The organism is Rathayibacter sp. AY2B5, assembly GCF_002931645.1.
Taxonomy (GTDB): Bacteria; Actinomycetota; Actinomycetes; order Actinomycetales; family Microbacteriaceae; genus Rathayibacter.
Genome location: NZ_PSUE01000012.1, coordinates 1 through 21,259, shown reverse-complemented (window position 1 = coordinate 21,259; position 21,259 = coordinate 1). Strand labels below are relative to the sequence as shown.

The following is a 21,259-nucleotide window of genomic DNA, read 5'->3' as shown; positions in this document are numbered from 1 at the left end:
CATTGGGGGGAACAGGTGCCGCCTCGGCGGCGCTGGATTGGGGGGAATCACTTGCGCCGCTGGGCCGAAGTTCATTCGGCCGTATGCAACTGTAGGGGACGGATCGCGATTCGCCAAGCCCGGATCCTGTTCTCTGCGGACTCTTATCCGACACCCGCCCCGCACCCAGCTTGCGGCGCTCGGCGATCCGCGCTGGAGGCGGGCGCTACGGTGGTGCGACGCCGACCGCGCGGGCCGGCGAACGTCTCACTCGCGAAGGAGCGAATCGCAGATGTCCACTCCCCCCGACGCCCCGGCCGCCGACCGGAACGCCATCGACAACCTCCTCCACGAGACCCGCCGGTTCCCGCCGCCGGCCGATCTCGCCGCCGGAGCGGTCGCGACCGCCGCGCTCTACGACGAGGCCGCGGCCGACCGCCTCGCCTTCTGGGCCGACCGGAGCCGAGAGCTCCTGCACTGGCACCGGCCGTTCACGCGCACGCTCGACTGGAGCGAGCCCCCGTTCGCGAAGTGGTTCGACGACGGTGAGCTGAACGTGGCCTACAACTGCCTCGACCGCCACGTCCTGGCCGGCCACGGCGACCGCGTCGCCCTGCACTGGGAGGGCGAGCCCGGCGACTCCCGCTCGATCACCTACGCCGAGCTCACCGCCGAGGTGAAGCGCGCCGCGAACCTGCTCACGAGCCTCGGCGTCCGCGCCGGCGACCGCGTCGCGATCTACCTGCCCATGATCCCGGAGGCGGTCATCGCGATGCTGGCCGTCGCCCGGCTGGGGGCGGTCCACTCCGTCGTCTTCGGCGGCTTCAGCGCCGAGAGCCTGCGCGCGCGCATCGACGACGCGGAGGCGACACTCGTCATCACCGCCGACGGCGGCTGGCGCAAGGGCGCCGTCTCGCCCCTGAAGCCGGCGGTCGACGCCGCGCTCGCCCTCGGCGGCGAGTCCAGCGTCCAGCACGTCCTGGTCGTGCGCCGCGGAGGCAACGAGGTCGCCTGGCACGAGGGGCGCGACCTCTGGTGGCACGAGGAGATCGTGGCGGTCGACGCCGACCACGTCGCCAAGCCGTTCCCCGCCGAGCAGCCCCTCTTCATCCTCTACACGAGCGGCACGACCGGGAAGCCCAAGGGCATCCTGCACACCAGCGGCGGGTACCTCACCCAGGTCGCCTTCACGCACCGCGCGGTCTTCGACCTGCACCCCGAGTCGGACGTCTACTGGTCGACCGCGGACGTGGGCTGGATCACCGGGCACAGCTACGTCGTCTACGGCCCGCTCGCCAACGGCGCCACCCAGGTGATGTACGAGGGCACTCCGGACAGCCCGCGTCCCGGCCGCTGGTGGGAGATCGTCGAGAAGCACGGCGTGACGATCCTCTACGCGGCGCCCACGGCGATCCGCTCCTTCATGAAGCTCGGCCGGCAGATCCCGCAGCGCTTCGACCTCTCGAGCCTGCGCCTGCTCGGATCGGTCGGCGAGCCGATCAACCCGGAGGCGTGGGTCTGGTACCGCGACGTCATCGGCGGCGGCCGCACCCCCATCGTCGACACGTGGTGGCAGACCGAGACCGGCGCGATGATGGTGTCCCCTCTGCCCGGCGTCACGACGCTCAAGCCCGGGTCCGCGCAGGTCGCTCTGCCGGGCATCTCGATCGACGTGGTCGACGACTCCGGGACGCCGGTCGGCGCCGACGAGGGCGGACTGCTCGTGATCACCGAGCCCTGGCCGGCGATGCTGCGCGGCATCTGGGGCGACCCGGAGCGCTACGTCGAGACCTACTGGTCGAAGTTCGGCGACCGCTACTTCGCGGGTGACGGAGCGCGTCGCGACCAGGACGGCGACCTCTGGCTCCTGGGGCGCGTGGACGACGTGATGAACGTCTCCGGCCACCGCCTCTCGACCGCCGAGATCGAGTCGGCCCTCGTCTCCCACCCGGTCGTCGCCGAGGCGGCCGTCGTGGGAGCCGCGGACGAGACCACCGGCCAGGCCGTGGTCGCGTTCGTGATCGCGAAGGCGAGCCAGGCCGAGGCGCTGGCCCACGGACACGACGAGCTCGAGGCCACCCTGAAGGCGCACGTCGCCGAGCACATCGGCGCGATCGCCCGCCCGAAGCGGATCTTCGTGGTGCAGGAGCTGCCCAAGACCCGCTCGGGGAAGATCATGCGCCGGCTGCTGCGCGACGTTGCGGAGGGACGCGCCGTGGGCGACACGACGACGCTCGCGGACACGCAGGTGATGGCGGTGATCTCCTCCGCGATCGCCGCGGACTGACCGGGCGCCGCCCCCTCCCGCCGCGTGGGCAGGAGGGGGCGGTGCGTCAGTCGAAGGCGACGATCAGCTCGACCTCGACGGGAGCGCCGAGGGGCAGCTCCGCCACCCCGACGGCCGAGCGCGCGTGACGGCCGGGCTCGCCGAACACGTCGCCGAGCAGCTCCGAGGCGCCGTTGATCACGCCGGGCTGCCCGGTGAAGCCGGAGGCGGACGCGACGAAGCCGGTGAGCTTCACGATCCGCGTCACCCGGTCGAGCGATCCGATCGCGTCGGCGACGGCCGCGAGCGCGTTGAGGGCGCAGGTGCGGGCCAGCTCCTTCGCCTGCTCGGGCGACACCTCGTCGCCGACCTTGCCGACCAGCGGCAGAGCGCCGTCGACGAAGGGGATCTGCCCCGCCGTGTAGACGAGGCCGCCGTGCACGACGGCGGGGACGTAGGCGCCGGCGGGGACCGCCACGGCGGGCAGCTCGACGCCGAGCTCCGCGAGGCGCTCGGCGATCACGCGCCGGCCTCGGCGACGGGGCGCTTGAGGTACGCGACGAGGCCGCCCTCGGGACCGGTCACGATCTGGACCAGCTCCCAGCCCTCGGATCCCCAGGTGTTCAGGATCGCCGTGGTGTTGTGGATCATCAGCGGGGTGGTGATGTACTCCCAGCGCGGGACGGACATGGCTCTCCTCGGGTGCGGCCGGTGCGGGACGACTGCTGAGCGCCGCGCGTCGGCGGGATGAGCGCCGCGGCTCGTCCGAGCGCGGCGACTACGCTGATTCTATGTCGGGGCAGGGCGGGACCAGAGTCGTGAAGACCATCGGGGGCGCCGTCGGCGGTCTGATCGGCATCGTCGCCATGAGCGTCGTCGCGGGAGTCCTGGTGGCCGCCTCGGTGACGCCGGCGATCGCGCTGAGCGGCATGGCCGCCGGCAACACGGTGGAGATGTTCGACAACCTCCCCGAGTACCTCGAGATCGGCACGCTCGCCGAGAAGAGCGACGTGTACGCGAAGGACTCCTCCGGCGGCGACGTGCTGCTCGCCTCCTTCTACGCCCAGAACCGCGTCGAGGTGGGCTGGGACGAGATCTCGCCGTTCGTGAAGGACGCCGTGGTCGCCTCCGAGGACCCCCGCTTCTACGAGCACGGCGGCATCGATCTGCTCGGCACCGTCCGCGCGGCGGCGACGACGGCCATGGGCGGGGACGTCCAGGGCGGCTCCTCCATCACGCAGCAGTACGTCAAGAACGTGCTCGTGCAGAAGGCGGAGGCGCTCAGCGATCCGATCGAGCGCGACGCGGCCTACCGCGAGGCCACGGAGACCACTCCGGAGCGCAAGGTCGCCGAGATGCGCCTCGCCATCGGGCTCGAGAAGGAGTACCCGAAGAACGACATCCTGCTGGGCTACCTCAACATCGCCCTGTTCGGCGGCACCGTCTACGGCGTCGAGGCGGCCGCCCGCTACTACTTCGGAGTGAGCGCGAAGGACCTCTCGCTCGCGCAGTCCGCCGCGCTCGTCGCGATCGTGAACAACCCCGAGAAGTTCCGCTTCGACCGGCCCGGCGACCCGGCGAACCCCGCCGCGGAGGGCTACCCGCAGACCCGGGACCGGCGCGACTACATCGTGACCCGCATGGACCTCGAGTCGAAGGTGACGTCCGAGCAGGCGCAGGCGGCCGTCGCCGAGCCCGTGACGCCGGACATCACCGAGCCGAGCACCGGCTGCCAGACGGCCGGAGTCGCGGCCTTCTTCTGCGACTACGTCACCTGGGTCATCAAGAACGACGACGCGTTCGGTGCGAGTCAGGACGAGCGCGACGCCACCTTCAAGCGCGGCGGCTACCGGATCTACACGACCCTCGACTCCGACCTGCAGCAGGCCGCCGTCTCGGCCACCGACGACTGGGTGCCCAAGTCGATGGCGAACGTGAACATCGGCAGCGCGAGCGTCTCGGTCGAGGTCGGCACCGGCCGCATCCTCGCGATGACCCAGAACAAGGACTACTCCAACGATCCGGACCTGACGGGCCCCAACTACACGAGCGTCAACTACAACACCGACTTCGGGTACGGCGGCTCCTCGGGATTCCAGGTCGGCTCGACCTACAAGGTGTTCACCCTCGCGGAGTGGCTGCAGGAGGGGCACTCGCTCGGCGAGAGCGTCGACGGCACCCGCCGCGCCTACACGACCTTCCGTGACAGCTGCGAGCCCGACGGCGTCTACTACGGCGAGTCCTGGAACCCCGGGAACGACGAGGGCGGCAACGGAGGAGTGACCACGGCCCTGCAGGCCACGACCGGCTCGATCAACACCTCGTTCGCCGCCATGGCCCAGCAGCTGGACCTCTGCGGCATCCGCAACACGGCGCTGGCGATGGGCGTGCACCGTGCCGACGGGACCGAGCTGCAGAAGCTCGCGCCGACCATCCTCGGCACCAACGAGATCGCTCCGCTCACGATGGCCACGGCCTTCGCCGGCTTCGCGAACAAGGGCACCGTCTGCACGCCCATCGCGATCGACCGCATCGTCGACCGCACGGGCGCCGACGTCGCGCCGCCCGCCTCCGAGTGCAGCCAGGGGATGTCCGAGGAGGTGGCCGCGACCGCCGGCTACGCCCTGCAGCAGGTGGTGACGGGCGGCACCGGCGCCCCCTCCAACCCCCGCACCGGGGTGCCGCACATCGGTAAGACCGGCACCACGGACGACGCGCTGCACACGTGGATGGTCGGCGCGAGCACCGAGGTCGCCACCGCCACCTGGGTCGGCAACGTGACCGGCTTCACCTCCATGCGCGGATTCAGTCTCAACCGGGTGAACGCCGGTCAGGTGCGCCACCAGATCTGGCCGCGCATCATGCGCGTCGCCGACGCCAAGTACGGCGGGACGGCGTTCCCGGCTCCGGTCCGCTCGCTCGTCGACGCTCCGCAGGAGGCCGTGCCCCAGGTCACCGGCCAGAGCCCCTCTGCGGCGGCCTCACGCCTGCGCTCCGTCGGCTTCACGGTCCGCGTCGACACTTCTCCGGTCCCCTCCGACCGCCCGGCAGGGAAGGTCGCGCAGACGAACCCGCCCGCCGGGTCGCGCGTCTCCCGGGGCGCGGAGATCACCCTGCAGATCAGCGCCGGACCGGGCGCCCCGCCCCGCGCGGGCTGAGCCCCGCACCCCCGGCTGCTCCCGAGGGAGCGTCCGGCAGAATGAACGCGGCCGCGCTCGCGGCCGACGTGCGAGAGAAGGACCCATGACCGGACGCACCCGTCGCCCCCTCACCACCGCCCTCGCGACCGTCGCCGCGGCCGGAGCCGTCGCCGCGGCCTGGGGCATCGGCGTCGAGCGGACGTTGTTCACCGTCCGGCGCACGTCGTTCCCGGTGCTGCCCGCCGGTTCCGAGCCGATCCGCGTCCTGCACGTGTCGGACCTGCACATGGCCCCGTGGCAGACGAAGAAGCAGGAGTGGATCCGCTCGCTCCTCGCCCTGGCGCCCGACGTCGTGGTCGACACCGGCGACAACCTCGGCCACCGCGACGGCGTGCTCGGCATCCGCCGAGCCCTGGAGCCCTTCGCCGGGATCCCCGGCGCCTTCGTCAACGGATCCAACGACTACTTCGGCCCTCGGATCAAGAACCCGCTCCGCTACTTCGTCGGCCCCTCCAAGAACCCCAAGCAGCACGAGGCCGATCTCGACACCGACGGGCTGACCGGCTTCTTCTCGGACGGGCTCGGGTGGGTGGACCTCAACAACCGCGCCGAGAGCATCACGGTGAAGGGGACGCGCATCGAGTTCTTCGGCGTCGACGACCCGCACATCGGCCTCGACCGCATCGACCTCGTCGCCGGAGCCGTGGACGAGCTGCGCGGCGCGGAGGACGGACCGGCCGGGGTCAGCATCGGCGTGGCGCACGCGCCCTACCAGCGCATCCTCGACGACTTCGTCGCACGCGGCGCCGAGGTGATCCTCGCCGGGCACACGCACGGCGGGCAGGTCTGCGTCCCGGGCTTCGGCGCCCTCGTCACCAACTGCGACATCCCGCGCGACAAGGTCGCCGGCTCGACGACGTGGGACAACGGACTGCGCAGCTCGTACCTCAACGTGTCCGCCGGAGTCGGCACCTCGATCTACGCACCGGTGCGCTTCGCCTGCCGGCCCGAGGTGACCCTCGTCACGCTCACTCCGGCGGCCTGACGAGGGGTGTCCGACGGCGGTCCGGAAATCGGCTACTATTGTCGAGGCTCGTGAGCGGTTCTCCGTGATGAGCACACCGGGGTGTGGCGCAGCTTGGTAGCGCGCCTCGTTCGGGACGAGGAGGTCGTGGGTTCGAATCCCGCTACCCCGACCGGTGAGAAGCCCGGCCAGGATCGATGATCCGGCCGGGCTTCGTCGTTCCCGGGGCGTTCTCGGAAGTCTGCTGTGGCGGGGCTCGCCCGCAGGCGGATGCTCGCCCGGGCCGGAGCCTGGTCGACGACGGAGCCGGCGCGATCACCGCCCCGCGCTCTCCGGCTCGAGCACCCCTGACGGCGTCCCGAGCGTCCTGCGCACGGGCGTGCCTCCAGCCCACTCCCCCGCGCCTCCCGGCCCGATCCCAGCAGCCGGGAGCGAGACTGTTCTTCCGCCGTCGTCGCCGCCCCCGCCCGACGACCGACGAGAGGAGCACCGTGACCCGGTCGCTCACCCGCCTCACCCTCGCCATCAGCGTGCCCTACGTGGTCGCGCTCGCAGCCATCGCCTTCTGGCCGACGCCCGTCGATGCGGGAGTGCGGGGGGATCTCGGCCGGGTGACCTCCTGGTTCGCCCGGGACGGCCTCCCGATGGTCGACTACGCGTTCATCGAGTCGACCGCCAACATCGCCCTGTTCGTGCCCCTGGGGCTGCTCCTGGCCCTCAACCTGCGGCTCCGGAGGGCGTGGGTCGCTGTGGCCGTCGGCGCCGTCGTGAGCTCGCTGATCGAGGCGGGCCAGCTGCTCTTCCTCTCGGCGCGCTTCGCGACCGTCGACGACGTCGTGATGAACACCTCCGGCGCGCTTCTCGGCGCGGTCGCCGGCGTCCTGCTCCGGATGGTCGTCCGCGCACGACGACGCCGGAGGGCGGCGGAGTGGGACGACGCCTTCGCGCACATCCCCCTCCGCGGCACCTCCGGCGTGGTGGCGGATCAGCCGAGCCGCGTCCGCTGAGACGACGGCTCCGCCGCGTCAGCGGCCGAGGCCGCGGTACTCCCAGCCGGCAGCACGCCAGGCGGCGGGGTCGAGGCAGTTGCGACCGTCGACGAGGAAGGTGTTGGCCACCTTCGCCGCCGTGGCCGCGGGGTCGAGGGCGCGGAACTGCTTCCACTCCGTCACGACGACCACGGCGTCGGCACCGGCCAGCGCCTCGTCGACGTCGGTCGTGTAGGTGATCTCGGGGTAGCGGCGGCGCGAGTTCTCGATCGCCTCGGGGTCGGTCGCGACCACGGTCGCACCGAGGTCGTGCAGGCGAGCGGCGACGTCGAGCGACGGCGAGTCGCGGATGTCGTCCGACTCCGGCTTGAACGCCAGACCGAGCACCGCGATGCGGCGGCCCTCGACGGAGCCGCCCAGGCCCTCGGTGACGAGGTCGACGACGCGCTGACGGCGACGCAGGTTGATCGCGTCGACCTCTTTGAGGAAGGCGACGGACTCGCCGACGCCGAGCTCGTCGGCGCGGGCAGAGAAGGCGCGGATGTCCTTCGGGAGGCAGCCGCCTCCGAAGCCGATGCCCGCGTTCAGGAAGCGGCGGCCGATCCGCACGTCGTAGCCGATCGCGTCGGCGAGCTGCGTGACGTCCGCGCCGGTGACCTCCGCGATCTCGGCGATCGCGTTGATGAACGAGATCTTGGTCGCGAGGAAGGCGTTGGCCGAGACCTTCACCAGCTCGGCGGTGGCGTAGTCGGTGACCACGAGCGGGGTCTCGGCCGCGAGCGCCGTCGCGTAGACCTCGTCGAGGGTCGCCTTCGCCGCTGCTCCGGCCTCGCCCGCGGGCACGCCGTAGACGAGCCGGTCGGGGCTGATCGTGTCCTTGACCGCGAAGCCCTCGCGGAGGAACTCGGGGTTCCAGGCGAGGGTCGCACCGGAGGAGGCGATGCGGTCGGCCAGGCGGGCGGCGGTGCCGACGGGGACGGTCGACTTGCCGACGACGAGGGAGTCCGCCTCGAGGTAGTGCAGGAGACCGTCGATCGCCGAGTCGACGTAGGTCATGTCCGCGGCGTTCTCGCCCGGCTTCTGCGGGGTGCCGACGGCGACGAAGTGCACGGCCGCACCGGCGGCGTCGGCCATGTCGGTCGAGAAGCGCAGGCGCCCGGAGGCGACGCCGGAGGACAGCAGCTCCGGGAGGCCGGGCTCGAAGAACGGCGCGGTGCCGGCGGCCAGGGCGTCGATCTTCTTCTGGTCGACGTCGATGCCGATGACGTCGTGGCCGAGCTCGGCCATGGCGGCAGCGTGGACGGCACCGAGGTAGCCGCAGCCGATGACAGAAAGCTTCACAGGGGTTCTCCGAATCGTGGCGGGTTCGTGTCGCGGTCGCGACGGTGAGGAGGAGCGATGCGATGCGGCGAGGCGTCAGCGCGCCCGCGGACGCGCGACTACCGCCGCGCCAATGCTCTCAGATCGCGGGAGACGTCGGCGACAGCCGCCGCGATCTGCGCCGCCACGCGCTCGTGCACGGCCTCGCTGCGGCCGATCGGGTCCTCGATGTCGTCGCCGCCCTCGCCCCGCGGGGCGCGCCCGCGGTGGGCGGCGGCGAGCCGCACGACGGCGCGGAGCCGCGCGGCGGGGTCCTCGACCGTCGGCAGCGGCACCTCCCGCAGCACGAACGGCAGCACGCGGGCGAACTCGAGCAGCGTGAAGCCGCGGAGGAGGAGCGACGGGAAGCGCCGGGAGGCGTCGACCAGGTGGTCGCGCGTCATCGTGAGCAGGAGGTCGGCGTCGCCGACGATCGCGTCGCCGAGCACCGCGCTCGTGTGCGCGGCCGGGTCTCCCCCGTGCTGAGCCGAGAAGCGGGCCGAGACCGGGTCCATCGGCAGTCCGTCGCGCGTCCTCACTCCGGCGCTCGTGAACGCGAAGAGCGGACCTCCCGCGGGTGATGTCGCGTCGGCGAGTGCGGCGCGCAGCAGCTGCTCCGCCATCGGCGACCGGCAGATGTTGCCGGTGCAGACCGAGAGCACGGTGAAGACGGGGGCGGCGGAGGCGGCGACCGGTTCGTCCGGTCGCCAGCTCCGGCGGGCGGGGCGGGCGGAGTCGTCTCCCGGGAAGATCATCGCGGGGCGCTCAGGCCGAGGTCGACGCGGGCTCGGGCTCGACGGCCGTGTCCGGGCGGGCACCCGATCGCTCGGAGCCGTAGTAGCTCGTGTAGTAGTAGCCGTAGCCCCGGCCGACCTGGCCGCGCGCGGGCACGCGGTTGAGGATCACGCCGAGGGTGTGGCCGCTGACCCGCTCGATGTTCTGGATCGCCTTGCCCAGCTCGTCGGTCGTCGTCCTGCCCGCGGAGATGACCACGAGCGCGCCGTCGGTGCGGGCGGTGAGGATGGCGCCGTCCGTGACGGGCAGGAGCGGCGGCGCATCGACGATCACGATGGCCTCGCGAGCGATCTCGTGCAGGAGGATGTCCATGCCGTTGGAGCCGAGCAGCTCGGACGGGTTCGGCGGGATCGACCCGGCTCCGAGCACCCAGAGGTTGCCGGACGGGCCCCACGGCTGCAGGACGTCCTGCAGTTCCGCCTTGCCGATCAGCAGGTCGGTCAGGCCGACGCCGGGAACGAGGCCGAACGACTTGGCGACGGTGGGCTTGCGGAGGTCGCCATCGACGACGACGGTCCGCTGGCCGGAGGCGGCAAGCGTCACCGCGAGGTTCGCGGTCACCGTCGACTTGCCGTCCGAGGGCAGCGGGCTCGTCACGACGATGATGCGCGGCGGGCTGTCGATGTTCATGAACTGCAGGTTCGTGCGGAGCTCGCGCAGCGCCTCGGCGAGTGCGTGCTTGCCGTCGGCCTTGATGTAGTCGGTCGTGTCGGCCTCGGGGACGATGCGGTTGGTCTCGCTGAGGCGCTTGTCGACGGGGAGGGTGCCGACCACGGGGAGGTCGAACAGGCGCTCGACCATCTCGGCGGTGCGGATGCGCCGGTCCAGCGTGTTGCGGACGAACGCGTAGACGAGACCGAGGACGAGGCCCGCGAGCGCGCCGACCGCGAGGACGAGGCGCAGGTTCGGGAACGCCGGCGAGGACGGGAGCGCCGCGGCCTGCAGAACGGTGAGGGAGACCGTGTCGCCGACGCCCGTCTCCTGGTTGACCTGCTGCACCTTGGTGGCGATGGCCGCGACCCAGGCGTCGGCGAGCTTCTGCGCGCCCTCGGGGGTGGAGGCGGTGGCGCTGACCTTCATCACCGGGGCGACCGTGTCGGCCTGCACCGTGATCGCCGAGATCAGCGTGGCGGGCGAGACGTCGAGGCCGAGGCTGTCGATCGCGATCTGCGCCACGTCGCGCGAGGTGGCGATCGGGACGTACGTGGCGAGGCTCGACTTGGCGACGGACTGCGCGATCTGCTGCGTGTAGATCGCCTGGCTGTCGTCGGCACCGGTGGTGGCGACGGAGACCAGGCCCTGCGAGTCGGCGACGTACCGCGGCTTCTGCGTCAGCGACCAGCCGAAGGCGACGAGAGTGCCGAGGAGGATCGCCGCGACGATCGGGATCCAGTGGTCGCGCAGCAGCCGGAGGACGTCTCGAAGTTCCACAGAGTCAGATTTCCTTCGCTGGTACGGATCACGCGGCGGGCGCCGGCGACGGGTTCTTCCGAATTCTGACACAGCGCTTCCGCGCCCTCGGCGCCAGGCGCGTCAACCGTGCCACCTGTCGGGGGTGGGCTCCGGCGGAGTCCCTCTCGTGATCACTCCGAGGCCCTCGAGCTCGACGACCGCCGACTCGACGACCGCCTCCGCATCGACGCCGGCGGGCGGCGGGCCCGCCTCCTCGAGCACCGCGGCGACGAGACCGGGCAGATCGGAGCCCCGGCCGGCGTGGCGCCAGATCGTCGGGCCGATGCCGGACAGGCGCACGAGGGTGCCGCCGCAGAACACGAGCAGCTGGCCGTCGGCGAGCTCCACCGCGTCGTCCGCAGGGGTGCGCAGGACGGTGCCGGGCAGGGCCTCGCCCACAGGGTCGAGCTGCACGGAGACCACGTCGGACCAGGCGGACGGGGCCTCGGCGCCGAGGGACGCGAAGACCTCCTCGACCAGGTGCACCACGCTCGCGGCCTCGGAGTAGACCAGTCGCCGGACGCCGCCCAGCGCCGAGAGGGTGCGGACGAGATCGGCGATCGGCCGCGGTCGGGCCGAGAGGTACGAGGTCTGCGGCACCAGATCCTCGATCGCGTCGACCGGGTCGACGTGCTCGAGGAAGGGCGTCCCGACGCCGTCGCGGCGCTCGAGCAGGAGGACGCCCGCCAGACGCAGGGGCGCCTCCGGGACCGGTCGGAGGGCGAGCGACCCGGGGGCCAGCTGCGCCTTCGGCGCCGATCCGGTCAGCGGCTTCACCGACAGCGGCTTGGGATAGGGCAGGACGCGCCCCTCCGGGGTCACGCCGACCGTCTCGTCGGTGACGTAGCCGAAGCGGGACCCGAGCGTCCGGGCGATGGTGGTCTTGCCGGTCCCGGAGGCGGCGACGAAGGCCAGCACGCGGCCGGACTCGTCGGAGATCCCGCAGGCGTGGAGCATCAGCAGGTCGGCGCGCCGGGCGCCGATCGCCTCGAGGGTCAGGGTCGAGGTCAGGGACTCCTCGAGCTGCGCGAGCGTGGCGCTCGAGACCCGGGGCGAGCCGTCGACCGGGACGGAGGGATCGTGCCCCACCTCGGCGAGGACGTCGCGTGCTCCCGCGTCGGGCTCGGACGCGCAGGCGGCCCAGCTGTCGGCGATCCGCGCCGCGTCCTCGTCGCCGACGCCGCGTCCGAAGACCACGCGGAACGGGGTCTCGAGGACCGAGACGGACAGGGTGCGGGGCTCGGCGCCCCTCCCCCCGGCGATCAGTACGCCCCGTCGCGGGCGAGGACGGCGCGCGCGGTCTTGAAGAGGATGACGATGTCGCCGGTCATCGACCAGTTCTCGACGTAGTACAGGTCGAGGCGGACGGTGTCCTCCCACGAGAGGTTCGAGCGTCCGCTGACCTGCCAGAGCCCGGTGATGCCCGGCTTCATCAGGAAGCGGCGGTGCACGTGCTCCTCGTACTGCTCGACCTCGCGGGCCAGCGGCGGGCGGGGGCCGATCAGGGACATGTCGCCGCGGAAGACGTTCAGGAACTGGGGCAGCTCGTCGAGGCTGAAGCGCCGGAGGATCGCGCCCACCCGGGTGACGCGCGGGTCCTTCGCCATCTTGAAGAGGATCGAGTTCCCCTCCGCACGCTGCTGCGACGCGAGAGCCGCCAGTCGCGCCTCCGCGTCGACGACCATCGAGCGGAACTTCAGCATCTCGAAGGTCGCGCCGTTCAGACCGATGCGCTCCTGCCGGAAGAGCACGGGCCCGGGGCTGGTGACCTTGACCAGCACGGCGACGACGACGAGCACCGGCGCGCTGAGGATGATCAGCATGGTCGACGCGAGGATGTCGAAGAGGCGCTTGGCGAACCGCTGGCGGCCGTCGAAGCGCGGGGTCTCGACGTGGATCAGCGGAAGGCCCGCGACGGGGCGGGTGTGGATGCGCGGACCGCCGATGTCGGTGAGGCTCGGCGCCACGACGAGGTGCTCGCGCCCGGGCTCGAGCGTCCAGCTCAGCTCGCGGATCCGCTGCGGCGCCAGCTCGTCGGAGCTCGTGACGACCACCGTGTCGGCGCCGGTGGCGTCCATCACGGCGCGGACGCCGTCGATCCCGGTGAACCCGTGGACCGCGAGTCCCGAGAGCTCCTGCTCGCTCCGCAGCGCGTCCGCACCGCCGACCGAGGTCGAGACGGCGCCGACGAGCTTGTAGCCGGCCTCGGTGCCGCGGCGCAACTCGCGTGCGGTGTGCAGGACGCTCGCGCGGGAGCCGAGGAGCACGACCTGGCTCGAGAAGCGGCCCGCCCGGCGCTGCCGGGTGAGCCAGGAGCGCCAGACCAGGCGGCCGACGCAGATCAGCACGATCCCGGCGGGGAACGCCGTGATGATGTAGCCGCGCGCGAGCAGGATCTGGAGCAGGTAGGCGATGATCGCGACGATGCCGAAGAGCCAGATGGAGGCGTCGACGACGCGGCGGTACTCGACGTAGCCGGTGCCGACGATCCGGCGGTCGCGCGTGTCGAAGACCTGGAGGGCGAGGAGCCAGCCGACCGACAGGGCGACGGACACCCAGGTGTAGCTGACCGCGATGTCGGCGGGGTTCTTGAACCCCAGGTCCGAGTTCAGGTTCAGGTCGAACCAGAAGAGCTGCGTGCCGAAGACGGAGAGGACGATCGCGACGACGTCCGTGATGAGCAGCCGTCGCCGGTAGTCCTGCTCCCACGACGGCCGACGCCTCAGCGGTGCCCCTTGCGCCGTCATCGTTTCCCCCGACCTTTCCTGCTGCTTCGAAAGGCGTAATTCCGTTTCCGGTGTTGTCACGTCGTCAGGCTACCCACTTCCTCGTTTCGGAGGGGTGTCGCGCCGGTGAGGAACGCTCGACCGGTCACCCGCGGAGCCGGCCGCGGCTCTCCTGGAGGTAGCACGCGCCGCACAGCGACTCGTAGGTGACCGCCGTTCCGTCGATCGCGACCTGATCGCCGTCGAACACGAAGCGGCCGTCCACGACGCGCCCGTTGAAGATCGCTTTGCGCCCGCACCGGCAGATCGTCTTCAGCTCCTCGAGGCTGTGGGCGATCTCCAGGAGCCGCCTGCTTCCCGGGAACGCGGCGGTGCGGAAGTCCGTGCGGATGCCGTACGCCAGGACGGGTACGTTCTCGAGGATGGCGATCCGGAGCAGATCGTCGACGTGCGACTCCGGCAGGAACTGCGCCTCGTCGACGAGCAGAGCACTCACGTCGCGCTTCGACTCGGCCAGCACGCGGGCCCGGGCGGCGGTGAAGACGGCCACCGGGTCCCCGTCGGGTTCGAACAGGATGTCCACCGGACGGGTCACGCCGAGCCGCGACACGATCAGCTCCTCGCCCTTCGTGTCGACGGCCGGCTTGGCCAGCAGCACCCGGTGCCCGCGCTCCTCGTAGTTGTGCGCGGCCTGCAGGAGCGACGTGCTCTTCCCGCTGTTCATCGCTCCGTAGCGGAAGTACAGCTTGGCCATCAGGTCTCCTCGGGGCGGGTCCGGGGGCGGGGCCCCCGGGGTGAGCAGGGGCCGGTCACGGGAGGAACCCGTCCTCGCCGGCGCGGCGGATCAGGTCGGCCCGGCGGCTCGCGGGCCTGCCGACCGCGACGTACTTGCGGCGCACTCGCTGCAGGTAGGTCTTCGCGGTCTCGAACTGCACGTTCATCTTGGCGGCGACCTCGGGGGTGCTCGATCCGGACGCGTAGAGGCGCAGCGCCTCCAGCTCGCCGGCGCTGAGCCGTGGGCGCTGCTGCGCCGCGACTCCGGACGGCAGGGGCCGCCACTGCGCGGACGAGACGTCGGCCGAGCGCATCTCGAGAGCGGCGCGGGTCTGCTCCATCACCTCAGCGAGCGGGCGCGACTTCGCCAGGTGCCGCACGGCTCCGGCCTTCAGGGCGCGCTCGCGGACCTCGTCGTCCTCGCTCGCGGAGAGCGCCACGACCGCGGCTCCCGCCGCCCGGCAGGTCCGGATCCGCGCCTCGATCGAGATCGGCTCGCGCAGCTCGACGTCCATCACGACCACCTGGGTGGGGAAGACATCGCTCGTCACCAGGTCGTGCCAGGTGGAGGCGGCCACGACGACCTCGAAGTCCGGGGCGTGGGTGCGGATCCACGCGCTCGTCGCCGCGAGCAGGTCCTCGCGCGGGTCGAGCAGGCCGAGCCGGACCGCACGGGGTGGCGCGTCGCGGGCGCTCCGGGCGGAGGAGCCCGAGGGCTCACCGGAGCGGGTGACCATGCGGACGATCCTAGCCGCGGCCGGGCCCGCCCCCGGCTCAGAACAGCGTCGGCTGCCCGACGCCGGGCAGGATCGCGGCGCGCTCCGGCCCGAGCTCCCCGACCAGCAGCCCGTCGTGCTGGAGGGAGCGCCGCTCGCCGCCGAGGGTCCGCAGCGTCCCCAGCGAATTCAGGGCGGAGGACTTGACGGAGCCGGTGGCCGGGTCCTCCTCGCCGCGCTCGAGCCCGTGCGCGCGCATCAGCGGGCGGATGCGCGCGGAGAGCCAGCGCCGGTACTCGAGAGGCGCGTAGGCGTCGCGGCCCGGGTAGAGCGCTCGGTACTTGTCGACCAGCTCGGGGTGCTCCTGCCCGAGCCACTGCAGGAACCACTCCTTCACCCCGGGCTTGAGGTAGAGGGTCGAGTACATGATCGTGCTGGCGCCCGCCTCGCGGCAGGCTTGGAGCGACTCGTCGAGGTGCGCCCGGGTGTCGGTGAGGAACGGCAGGATCGGCATCAGGAACACCGAGCAGTCGAAGCCGGCCTCCCGTGCCGCGGTGACCGTCGCCAGCCTGGCCGCCGCGGTCGGCGCACCCGGCTCGACGGAGCGCTGGAGGCCCTCGTCGTAGACGGCGATCGACACTCCGAGGTCGACCGGGACGTGCTCGGCGGCCTCGCGGAGCAGTGGCAGGTCTCGCCGCAGCAGCGAGCCCTTCGTGAGGATCGAGATCGGGGTGCCCGAGGCGGCGAGCGCGGCGATGATGCCCGGCATCAGCCGGTAGCGGCCCTCGGCGCGCTGGTACGGATCGGTGTTGGTGCCGAGTGCCACGGGGTGCCGCTCCCAGCTCGGCTTCGCGAGCTCCCGGGTGAGGACCTCGGCGACGTTCACCTTCACGACGATCTGCGAGTCGAAGTCGCGGCCGCCGTCGAACTCGAGGTACTCGTGCGTGGGCCGGGCGAAGCAGTAGGTGCAGGCGTGGGTGCAGCCGCGCATCGGGTTGATGCTCCAGCCGAACGGCATCTTCGAGGAGGTGTGCACGCGGTTGAGCGCCGACTTCGCGAGCACCTCGTAGAAGGTGACGCCCTCGAACTCCGGCGTGCGCACCGTCCGCACCAGGTCGGTGAGCTTGACGAGGCCGGGCAGGGCGGCCTCGTCGGCCGTGCCGATCGACTGCCCGCTCCACCTCATGGAGCCATTAGAACATACGTTCGAACGGATCGCAGCCGATCAGACCGAGGCGGACAGCTCCAGCGTCTCGGCGGTCGCGGTGACCGTCTGCTCGGCCTTCTCGGGCGCGTCGTTGAGGGTCGAGCCGTAGCTCGGCACCAGCGCGCGGATCCGCGGCTCCCAGGCCTTCATCCGGTCGGGGAAGCACTTCTGCACGATGTCGAGCATGATCGGCACGGCGGTCGAGGCTCCGGGCGAGGCGCCGAGCAGGCCGGCGATCGTGCCGTCCCCTCCGGTGATGACCTCGGTGCCGAACTGCAGCACGCCGCCCTTCTTCTCGTCCTTCTTCATCACCTGGACGCGCTGGCCGGCGGTGATCAGGTACCAGTCCTCGTCGCGGGCGGTGGGCAGGAACTCGCGCAGGGCCTTCATCTTCTTGCCACGGCCGGCGAGCACCTCGCCGATCAGGTACTTCATCAGGTCGAGGTTGTCGCGGGCGACCGCGAGCATCGGGCCGATGTTGTGCGGCCGGATCGACAGGGGCAGGTCGAGCCACGAGCCCCGCTTCAGGAACTTGGGCGTGAAGCCCGCGTAGGGGCCGAAGAGGAGGGACGACTCGCCGTCGACGACGCGCGCATCGAGGTGCGGCACCGACATCGGGGGCGCGCCGACGGCGGCCTTGCCGTAGACCTTCGCCTTGTGCCGGGCGACCAGCTCGGGGTTGTCGGTGCGGAGGAACTGCCCCGAGATCGGGAAGCCTCCGAAGCCCTTGATCTCGGGGATGCCCGACTTCTGCAGGAGGTGCAACGCACCGCCGCCGGCGCCGACGAAGACGAAGCGGGCGGTCACCGACTGGGGCGTGCCTCCGACGACCTGCTTGAGGTCGAGGCGCCAGGTGCCGTCCTTCTGCCGGGTGATGTCGGTGACCTCGCGGCCGGTGTCGAGCGTGCCGCCGTGGGCGACGACGTGGTCGAACAGCTGGTGGGTCAGCGAGCCGAAGTCGACGTCGGTGCCGGCCGGCATGCGCGTCGCCGCGTAGGGGCCGCCGCCGGCGGGACGCTGCTCCATCAGCAGGGGCGCCCACTCGTGGATGGTCTTGACGCTCTCGGTGAACTCGATGCCGGCGAACAGCGGCTGGTCCTTGAGCGCCTCGTAGCGCTTCCGGAGGTACTCGACGTTGGCCTCGCCGTGCACGAAGGTCATGTGCGGCGCCGGGTTGATGAAGCTGGAGGGCTCGCGGATGTCGCCGGACTCCACCAGGCTCGACCAGAACTGGCGCGAGATCTGGAACTGCTCGTTGATCTGGATCGCCTTGGCCGGGTCGACGGAGCCGTCGGCCGCCTCGGGCATGTAGTTCAGCTCGCAGAGGGCCGCGTGACCGGTGCCCGCGTTGTTCCACGGGTTCGACGACTCCTGCGCCACGTCGCCGAGGCGCTCATAGGCGGCGATCGTCCAGTCGGGCTGCAGCTGGGTGATGAGTGCGCCGAGCGTGGCGCTCATGATGCCCCCACCGATGAGGGCGACGTCGACCGGTTCCGAGGAGTTCACGAGAGTCGAGTTTACGCTCGCCCGCGGACGCCGCGGCCGGGAGGGGACCCGCTCCCCCATCAAATTCGCGGCTTTTCCACCCGGAGGGGGCCGGAGCGCTCGGCGCCGGCCCCGTCTACGCCGGTCAGGAGACGGGCTGCTTCGCCGCGATGAGCTCGGCGATCTGCACGGCGTTCAGGGCCGCGCCCTTGCGGAGGTTGTCGTTGCTGATGAAGAGCGCGAGGCCGCGTCCCTCCGGGGCGCCCTCGTCGGCGCGGATGCGGCCGACGAAGCTCGGGTCCTTGCCCGCGGCCTCCAGCGGAGTCGGCACCTCGCGCAGCACGACGCCGGGCGCGTCGGCGAGCAGCTCGCGAGCACGCTCGGGGCTGAGGGCGGAGGCGAACTCGGCGTTGACGGAGAGCGAGTGGCCGGTGAACACGGGGACGCGCACGCAGGTGCCCGAGACCAGCAGCTCCGGGAGCTCGAGGATGCGGCGGCTCTCGTTGCGGAGCTTCTTCTCCTCGTCGGTCTCGTTCGAGCCGTCCTCGACCAGGCTCCCCGCGAAGGGGATGACGTCGAAGGCGATCGGGGCGACGTACTTGTCCGGCGCGGGGAAGTCGACCGCCGAGCCGTCGTGCACCAGGTCGAGCAGGTGCTCGTCGGCGACGGCGGCGCGGACCTGGCCGGCCAGCTCGTTCGCTCCGGCCAGTCCGCTGCCGGACACGGCCTGGTAGGTGCTGACGATCAGGCGCGTGAGCCCCGCCTCGCGGTCGAGGACCTTGAGGATCGGCATCGCGGCCATCGTGGTGCAGTTGGGGTTGGCGATGATGCCCTTGACCGCCTGGTCGATGGCGTGGGGGTTCACCTCGCTGACGACCAGCGGGACCTCGGGGTCCATCCGCCAGGCGCTGGAGTTGTCGATCACGGTGACGCCGGCCGCGGCGAAGCGGGGCGCCTGCGCGCGCGATCCCGTGGCTCCGGCCGAGAACAGGGCGATGTCGAGCCCCGACGGATCGGCGGTCTCCACGTCCTCGACAACGACGTCCTCGCCGCGGAACGGCAGCGTCGTGCCCGCCGAGCGGGCGGTGGCGAAGAAGCGGATGGACGCGATCGGGAAGTCGCGCTCCTCGAGGAGGCGGCGCATCACCTTCCCGACCTGGCCGGTCGCGCCGACGACGCCCACGTGGAGGGGGGTGCTGCTCATGCTGTGCTCTTTCGTCCGTGCGGCGCGCGGGCCGCTCGTGGCGGGGGGATCGAGGGAGAGGGTACCGGTCGCTCCGGCCGCTCGGGAGGAACGGCCGGATCGCGAGGGTGTCCGGCCGTCAGCGGCCGGTGCCGGCGTAGACGACGGCCTCGTCCTCGGCGTCGAGCCCGAAGGCGGTGTGCACGACGCGCAGAGCCTCGTTCACGGTGTCGGCGCGGGTGACGACCGAGATGCGGATCTCGCTCGTGGAGATCATCTCGATGTTGATCCCGGCCTCGTAGAGGGAGCGGAACAGCTTCGCGGAGACACCGGCGTTGGTGCGCATCCCGGCGCCCACGAGCGCGAGCTTGGCGATCTGGTCGTCGTACTGCAGGGACTCGAAGCCGACCTCGTCCTTCTCGGCGTTGAGAGCCATGAGGACCGTCTGGCCGTCGGCCTTGGGCAGGGTGAACGAGATGTCGGTGCGGGCGGTGGCCGCAGCCGACACGTTCTGCACGATCATGTCGATGTTGGAGCCGGTCTTGGCCACGATCGTGAAGATCTGCGCGGCCTTGCCCGGGATGTCGGGGACTCCGACGACGGTGATCTTCGCCTCGTTCAGGTCGGCGGCGACTCCGGCGATGATGGGCTCTTCCACGGCTTGTCCGTTCTGCTCGGCGCCGGAGGTCTCGGCGTTGTAGACGATGGTGCCCTCGTTGGGGCTGAAGGAGGAGCGCACGTGGAGCGTGACTCCGTGGCGGCGGGCGAACTCGACGGCGCGGATGTGCAGCACCTTCGCTCCCGCGGCGGCCAGCTCGAGCATCTCCTCGCTGGTGATGCGGTCGAGCTTGCGGGCCTTCTTGACGACCCTCGGGTCGGCGGTGAAGACGCCGTCGACGTCGGTGTAGATCTCGCAGGTGTCGGCGCCGAGTCCTGCGGCGAGCGCGACGGCGGTGGTGTCCGAGCCGCCGCGGCCGAGGGTGGTGATGTCCTTCGTGTCGCGGTTGAAGCCCTGGAAGCCCGCGACGATGACGACGGCGTTCTCGTCGAGCGCCTCGCGGAGGCGGACCGGGGTGATGTCGACGATACGGGCGGCGCCGTGCTGCGCGTCCGTGATCATGCCGGCCTGGCTGCCGGTGAAGGAGCGGGCCTCGAAGCCCATGCTCTTGATCGCCATCGCCAGCAGCGCCATCGAGATGCGCTCGCCCGAGGAGAGCAGCATGTCGAGCTCGCGAGGGGCGGGGATGGGCGTGACCTGGTGGGCGAGCTCGAGCAGGTCGTCGGTGGTGTCGCCCATGGCCGAGACGGCGACGACCACGTCGTTGCCCGCCTGCTTGGTGGCGACGATCCGCTTCGCGACCCGCTTGATGCTCTCCGCGTCGGCGACGGAGGACCCGCCGAACTTCTGGACGATCAGGCTCACGTGCTGCTCCCGTGTCGGTGGCTGGGCCGCCGTCGCGACCCGACGGGCGAGTCTACCGGTCGACCGCATGCCGGAGCGGTCATGCGACTCCGGCGGCCGCGTCAGTTCTCGACGAGCCGGCGGCCCTCGAAGGCGCGGCCGAGGGTGATCTCGTCGGCGTACTCGAGGTCTCCGCCGACGGGCAGCCCGGAGGCCAGGCGGGTGATGCGGATGCCGAGGGTGCTGAGCATGCGCGAGAGGTAGGTCGCCGTCGCCTCGCCCTCGAGGTTCGGGTCGGTCGCGATGATGACCTCCTGCACCTCGCCGTCCGCGAGCCGCTGCAGCAGCTGGCGGATGCGGAGCTGATCCGGGCCGATGCCGTCGATCGGGCTGATCGCGCCTCCGAGCACGTGGTAGAGCCCGCGGAACTCGCGGGTGCGCTCGATCGCCGGGACGTCCTTCGCCTCCTCCACGACGCAGATGACGGCGCGGCTGCGGCGCGGATCGCGGCAGATCCCGCAGGTCGCCTCCTCCGCCACGTTCCCGCAGATGTCGCAGAAGTGCACACGGCCGCGCAGCTCGAGCAGGATCTCGGCGAGCCGGGTGACGTCGAACGTCTCGGTCTGCAGGATGTGGAACGCGATGCGCTGGGCGGACTTCGGGCCGATGCCGGGGAGCCGGCCGAGCTCGTCGATCAGCTCCTGGACGATGCCTTCGTACATGCGGTCGCCTCCTCTCGGGTGGGGCGGACGGGGGTGGCGG

18 protein-coding genes and 1 tRNA gene are annotated in these 21,259 nt (G+C 71.6%); 5 read left to right on the top strand and 14 right to left on the bottom strand.

Features of this window, described 5'->3' with window-relative positions; genetic code table 11:
• The first annotated feature begins 271 nt into the window (after positions 1–271).
• Complete coding sequence (acs, locus tag C5C30_RS09455; protein ID WP_104333607.1) at positions 272–2,266, top strand: acetate--CoA ligase; 1,995 nt, start codon at positions 272–274, stop codon at positions 2,264–2,266.
• A gap of 46 nt (positions 2,267–2,312) precedes the next feature.
• Here the strand turns inward: acs and C5C30_RS09450 are convergent, their stop codons facing one another.
• Positions 2,313–2,768 carry a RidA family protein gene (locus tag C5C30_RS09450; protein ID WP_219812178.1) on the bottom strand — a complete coding sequence of 152 codons (456 nt, stop codon included), beginning with the start codon at positions 2,766–2,768 and terminating at the stop codon, positions 2,313–2,315.
• Complete coding sequence (locus C5C30_RS17670) at positions 2,765–2,935, bottom strand: hypothetical protein (RefSeq protein ID WP_164861113.1); 171 nt, start codon at positions 2,933–2,935, stop codon at positions 2,765–2,767. Before C5C30_RS17670 ends, C5C30_RS09450 begins: the two co-directional genes overlap by 4 nt.
• 101 nt (positions 2,936–3,036) lie before the next feature.
• Between C5C30_RS17670 and C5C30_RS09445 the strand changes: the two genes are divergently transcribed.
• From C5C30_RS09445 to C5C30_RS18030, 4 genes are all read left to right on the top strand, one after another.
• Entirely contained in the window at positions 3,037–5,403 is a 2,367-nt protein-coding gene (locus C5C30_RS09445) for a transglycosylase domain-containing protein (RefSeq protein WP_104319379.1), read from the top strand.
• 85 nt (positions 5,404–5,488) lie between these two features.
• Positions 5,489–6,430: a metallophosphoesterase gene (locus tag C5C30_RS09440; RefSeq protein WP_104222183.1), complete on the top strand. Its 942-nt coding sequence runs from the start codon at positions 5,489–5,491 to the stop codon at positions 6,428–6,430.
• A 77-nt stretch (positions 6,431–6,507) separates the two neighbouring features.
• Positions 6,508–6,581: transfer RNA gene (locus C5C30_RS09435), tRNA-Pro, on the top strand.
• A 319-nt stretch (positions 6,582–6,900) separates the two neighbouring features.
• The gene (locus C5C30_RS18030; protein WP_258065876.1) at positions 6,901–7,416 is read left to right on the top strand and encodes a VanZ family protein; all 516 of its coding nucleotides are present in this window, start codon (positions 6,901–6,903) and stop codon (positions 7,414–7,416) included.
• An 18-nt stretch (positions 7,417–7,434) separates the two neighbouring features.
• On the opposite strand, the gene C5C30_RS09425 is transcribed toward C5C30_RS18030, so the two are convergent.
• The 12 genes from C5C30_RS09425 to recR form a co-directional block, all read right to left on the bottom strand.
• Positions 7,435–8,739 (bottom strand): UDP-glucose/GDP-mannose dehydrogenase family protein, encoded by a 1,305-nt coding sequence (locus tag C5C30_RS09425; RefSeq protein ID WP_104333605.1) that lies wholly within the window; start codon positions 8,737–8,739, stop codon positions 7,435–7,437.
• 98 nt (positions 8,740–8,837) lie between these two features.
• Positions 8,838–9,512: a low molecular weight phosphatase family protein gene (locus C5C30_RS09420; RefSeq protein WP_104227254.1), complete on the bottom strand. Its 675-nt coding sequence runs from the start codon at positions 9,510–9,512 to the stop codon at positions 8,838–8,840.
• A 10-nt stretch (positions 9,513–9,522) separates the two neighbouring features.
• The gene (locus C5C30_RS09415) at positions 9,523–10,983 is read right to left on the bottom strand and encodes a polysaccharide biosynthesis tyrosine autokinase (protein ID WP_181027156.1); all 1,461 of its coding nucleotides are present in this window, start codon (positions 10,981–10,983) and stop codon (positions 9,523–9,525) included.
• A gap of 102 nt (positions 10,984–11,085) precedes the next feature.
• Positions 11,086–12,201, bottom strand: coding sequence for a hypothetical protein (locus C5C30_RS09410; RefSeq protein ID WP_104227255.1), 1,116 nt, complete (start codon positions 12,199–12,201; stop codon positions 11,086–11,088).
• 65 nt (positions 12,202–12,266) lie between these two features.
• On the bottom strand, positions 12,267–13,751 hold the full coding sequence (locus C5C30_RS09405) for a sugar transferase (protein ID WP_104222171.1): 1,485 nt from the start codon (positions 13,749–13,751) through the stop codon (positions 12,267–12,269).
• Positions 13,752–13,875: 124 nt separating this feature from the next.
• Positions 13,876–14,484 (bottom strand): thymidine kinase, encoded by a 609-nt coding sequence (locus C5C30_RS09400; RefSeq protein WP_104227256.1) that lies wholly within the window; start codon positions 14,482–14,484, stop codon positions 13,876–13,878.
• Between the two features lie 55 nt (positions 14,485–14,539).
• Positions 14,540–15,241: a LuxR C-terminal-related transcriptional regulator gene (locus C5C30_RS09395; protein WP_146076549.1), complete on the bottom strand. Its 702-nt coding sequence runs from the start codon at positions 15,239–15,241 to the stop codon at positions 14,540–14,542.
• 37 nt (positions 15,242–15,278) lie between these two features.
• On the bottom strand, positions 15,279–16,406 hold the full coding sequence (locus tag C5C30_RS09390; protein ID WP_104247319.1) for an Rv2578c family radical SAM protein: 1,128 nt from the start codon (positions 16,404–16,406) through the stop codon (positions 15,279–15,281).
• A 39-nt stretch (positions 16,407–16,445) separates the two neighbouring features.
• Positions 16,446–17,993 carry a malate:quinone oxidoreductase gene (locus C5C30_RS09385; RefSeq protein WP_104260362.1) on the bottom strand — a complete coding sequence of 516 codons (1,548 nt, stop codon included), beginning with the start codon at positions 17,991–17,993 and terminating at the stop codon, positions 16,446–16,448.
• A gap of 64 nt (positions 17,994–18,057) precedes the next feature.
• The gene (locus tag C5C30_RS09380) at positions 18,058–19,116 is read right to left on the bottom strand and encodes an aspartate-semialdehyde dehydrogenase (protein ID WP_104227259.1); all 1,059 of its coding nucleotides are present in this window, start codon (positions 19,114–19,116) and stop codon (positions 18,058–18,060) included.
• Between the two features lie 118 nt (positions 19,117–19,234).
• On the bottom strand, positions 19,235–20,518 hold the full coding sequence (locus tag C5C30_RS09375) for an aspartate kinase (RefSeq protein WP_104260372.1): 1,284 nt from the start codon (positions 20,516–20,518) through the stop codon (positions 19,235–19,237).
• A 101-nt stretch (positions 20,519–20,619) separates the two neighbouring features.
• On the bottom strand, positions 20,620–21,219 hold the full coding sequence (recR, locus tag C5C30_RS09370) for a recombination mediator RecR (protein WP_104222157.1): 600 nt from the start codon (positions 21,217–21,219) through the stop codon (positions 20,620–20,622).
• Between the last annotated feature and the right edge of the window lie 40 nt (positions 21,220–21,259).

What these genes read in the sequence shown, in the direction of transcription:
- C5C30_RS17670 (WP_164861113.1), bottom strand. Translation starts at nt 2,935, where the DNA reads ATGTCCGTCCCGCGCTGGGAGTACATCACCACCCCGCTGATGATCCAC.
- C5C30_RS09400 (WP_104227256.1), bottom strand. Translation starts at nt 14,484, where the DNA reads ATGGCCAAGCTGTACTTCCGCTACGGAGCGATGAACAGCGGGAAGAGC.
- C5C30_RS09405 (WP_104222171.1), bottom strand. Translation starts at nt 13,751, where the DNA reads ATGACGGCGCAAGGGGCACCGCTGAGGCGTCGGCCGTCGTGGGAGCAG.
- C5C30_RS09385 (WP_104260362.1), bottom strand. Translation starts at nt 17,993, where the DNA reads ATGGGGGAGCGGGTCCCCTCCCGGCCGCGGCGTCCGCGGGCGAGCGTA.
- C5C30_RS09380 (WP_104227259.1), bottom strand. Translation starts at nt 19,116, where the DNA reads ATGAGCAGCACCCCCCTCCACGTGGGCGTCGTCGGCGCGACCGGCCAG.
- C5C30_RS09395 (WP_146076549.1), bottom strand. Translation starts at nt 15,241, where the DNA reads ATGGTCACCCGCTCCGGTGAGCCCTCGGGCTCCTCCGCCCGGAGCGCC.
- recR (WP_104222157.1), bottom strand. Translation starts at nt 21,219, where the DNA reads ATGTACGAAGGCATCGTCCAGGAGCTGATCGACGAGCTCGGCCGGCTC.
- C5C30_RS09445 (WP_104319379.1), top strand. Translation starts at nt 3,037, where the DNA reads ATGTCGGGGCAGGGCGGGACCAGAGTCGTGAAGACCATCGGGGGCGCC.
- acs (WP_104333607.1), top strand. Translation starts at nt 272, where the DNA reads ATGTCCACTCCCCCCGACGCCCCGGCCGCCGACCGGAACGCCATCGAC.
- C5C30_RS09420 (WP_104227254.1), bottom strand. Translation starts at nt 9,512, where the DNA reads ATGATCTTCCCGGGAGACGACTCCGCCCGCCCCGCCCGCCGGAGCTGG.
- C5C30_RS09390 (WP_104247319.1), bottom strand. Translation starts at nt 16,406, where the DNA reads ATGAGGTGGAGCGGGCAGTCGATCGGCACGGCCGACGAGGCCGCCCTG.
- C5C30_RS09440 (WP_104222183.1), top strand. Translation starts at nt 5,489, where the DNA reads ATGACCGGACGCACCCGTCGCCCCCTCACCACCGCCCTCGCGACCGTC.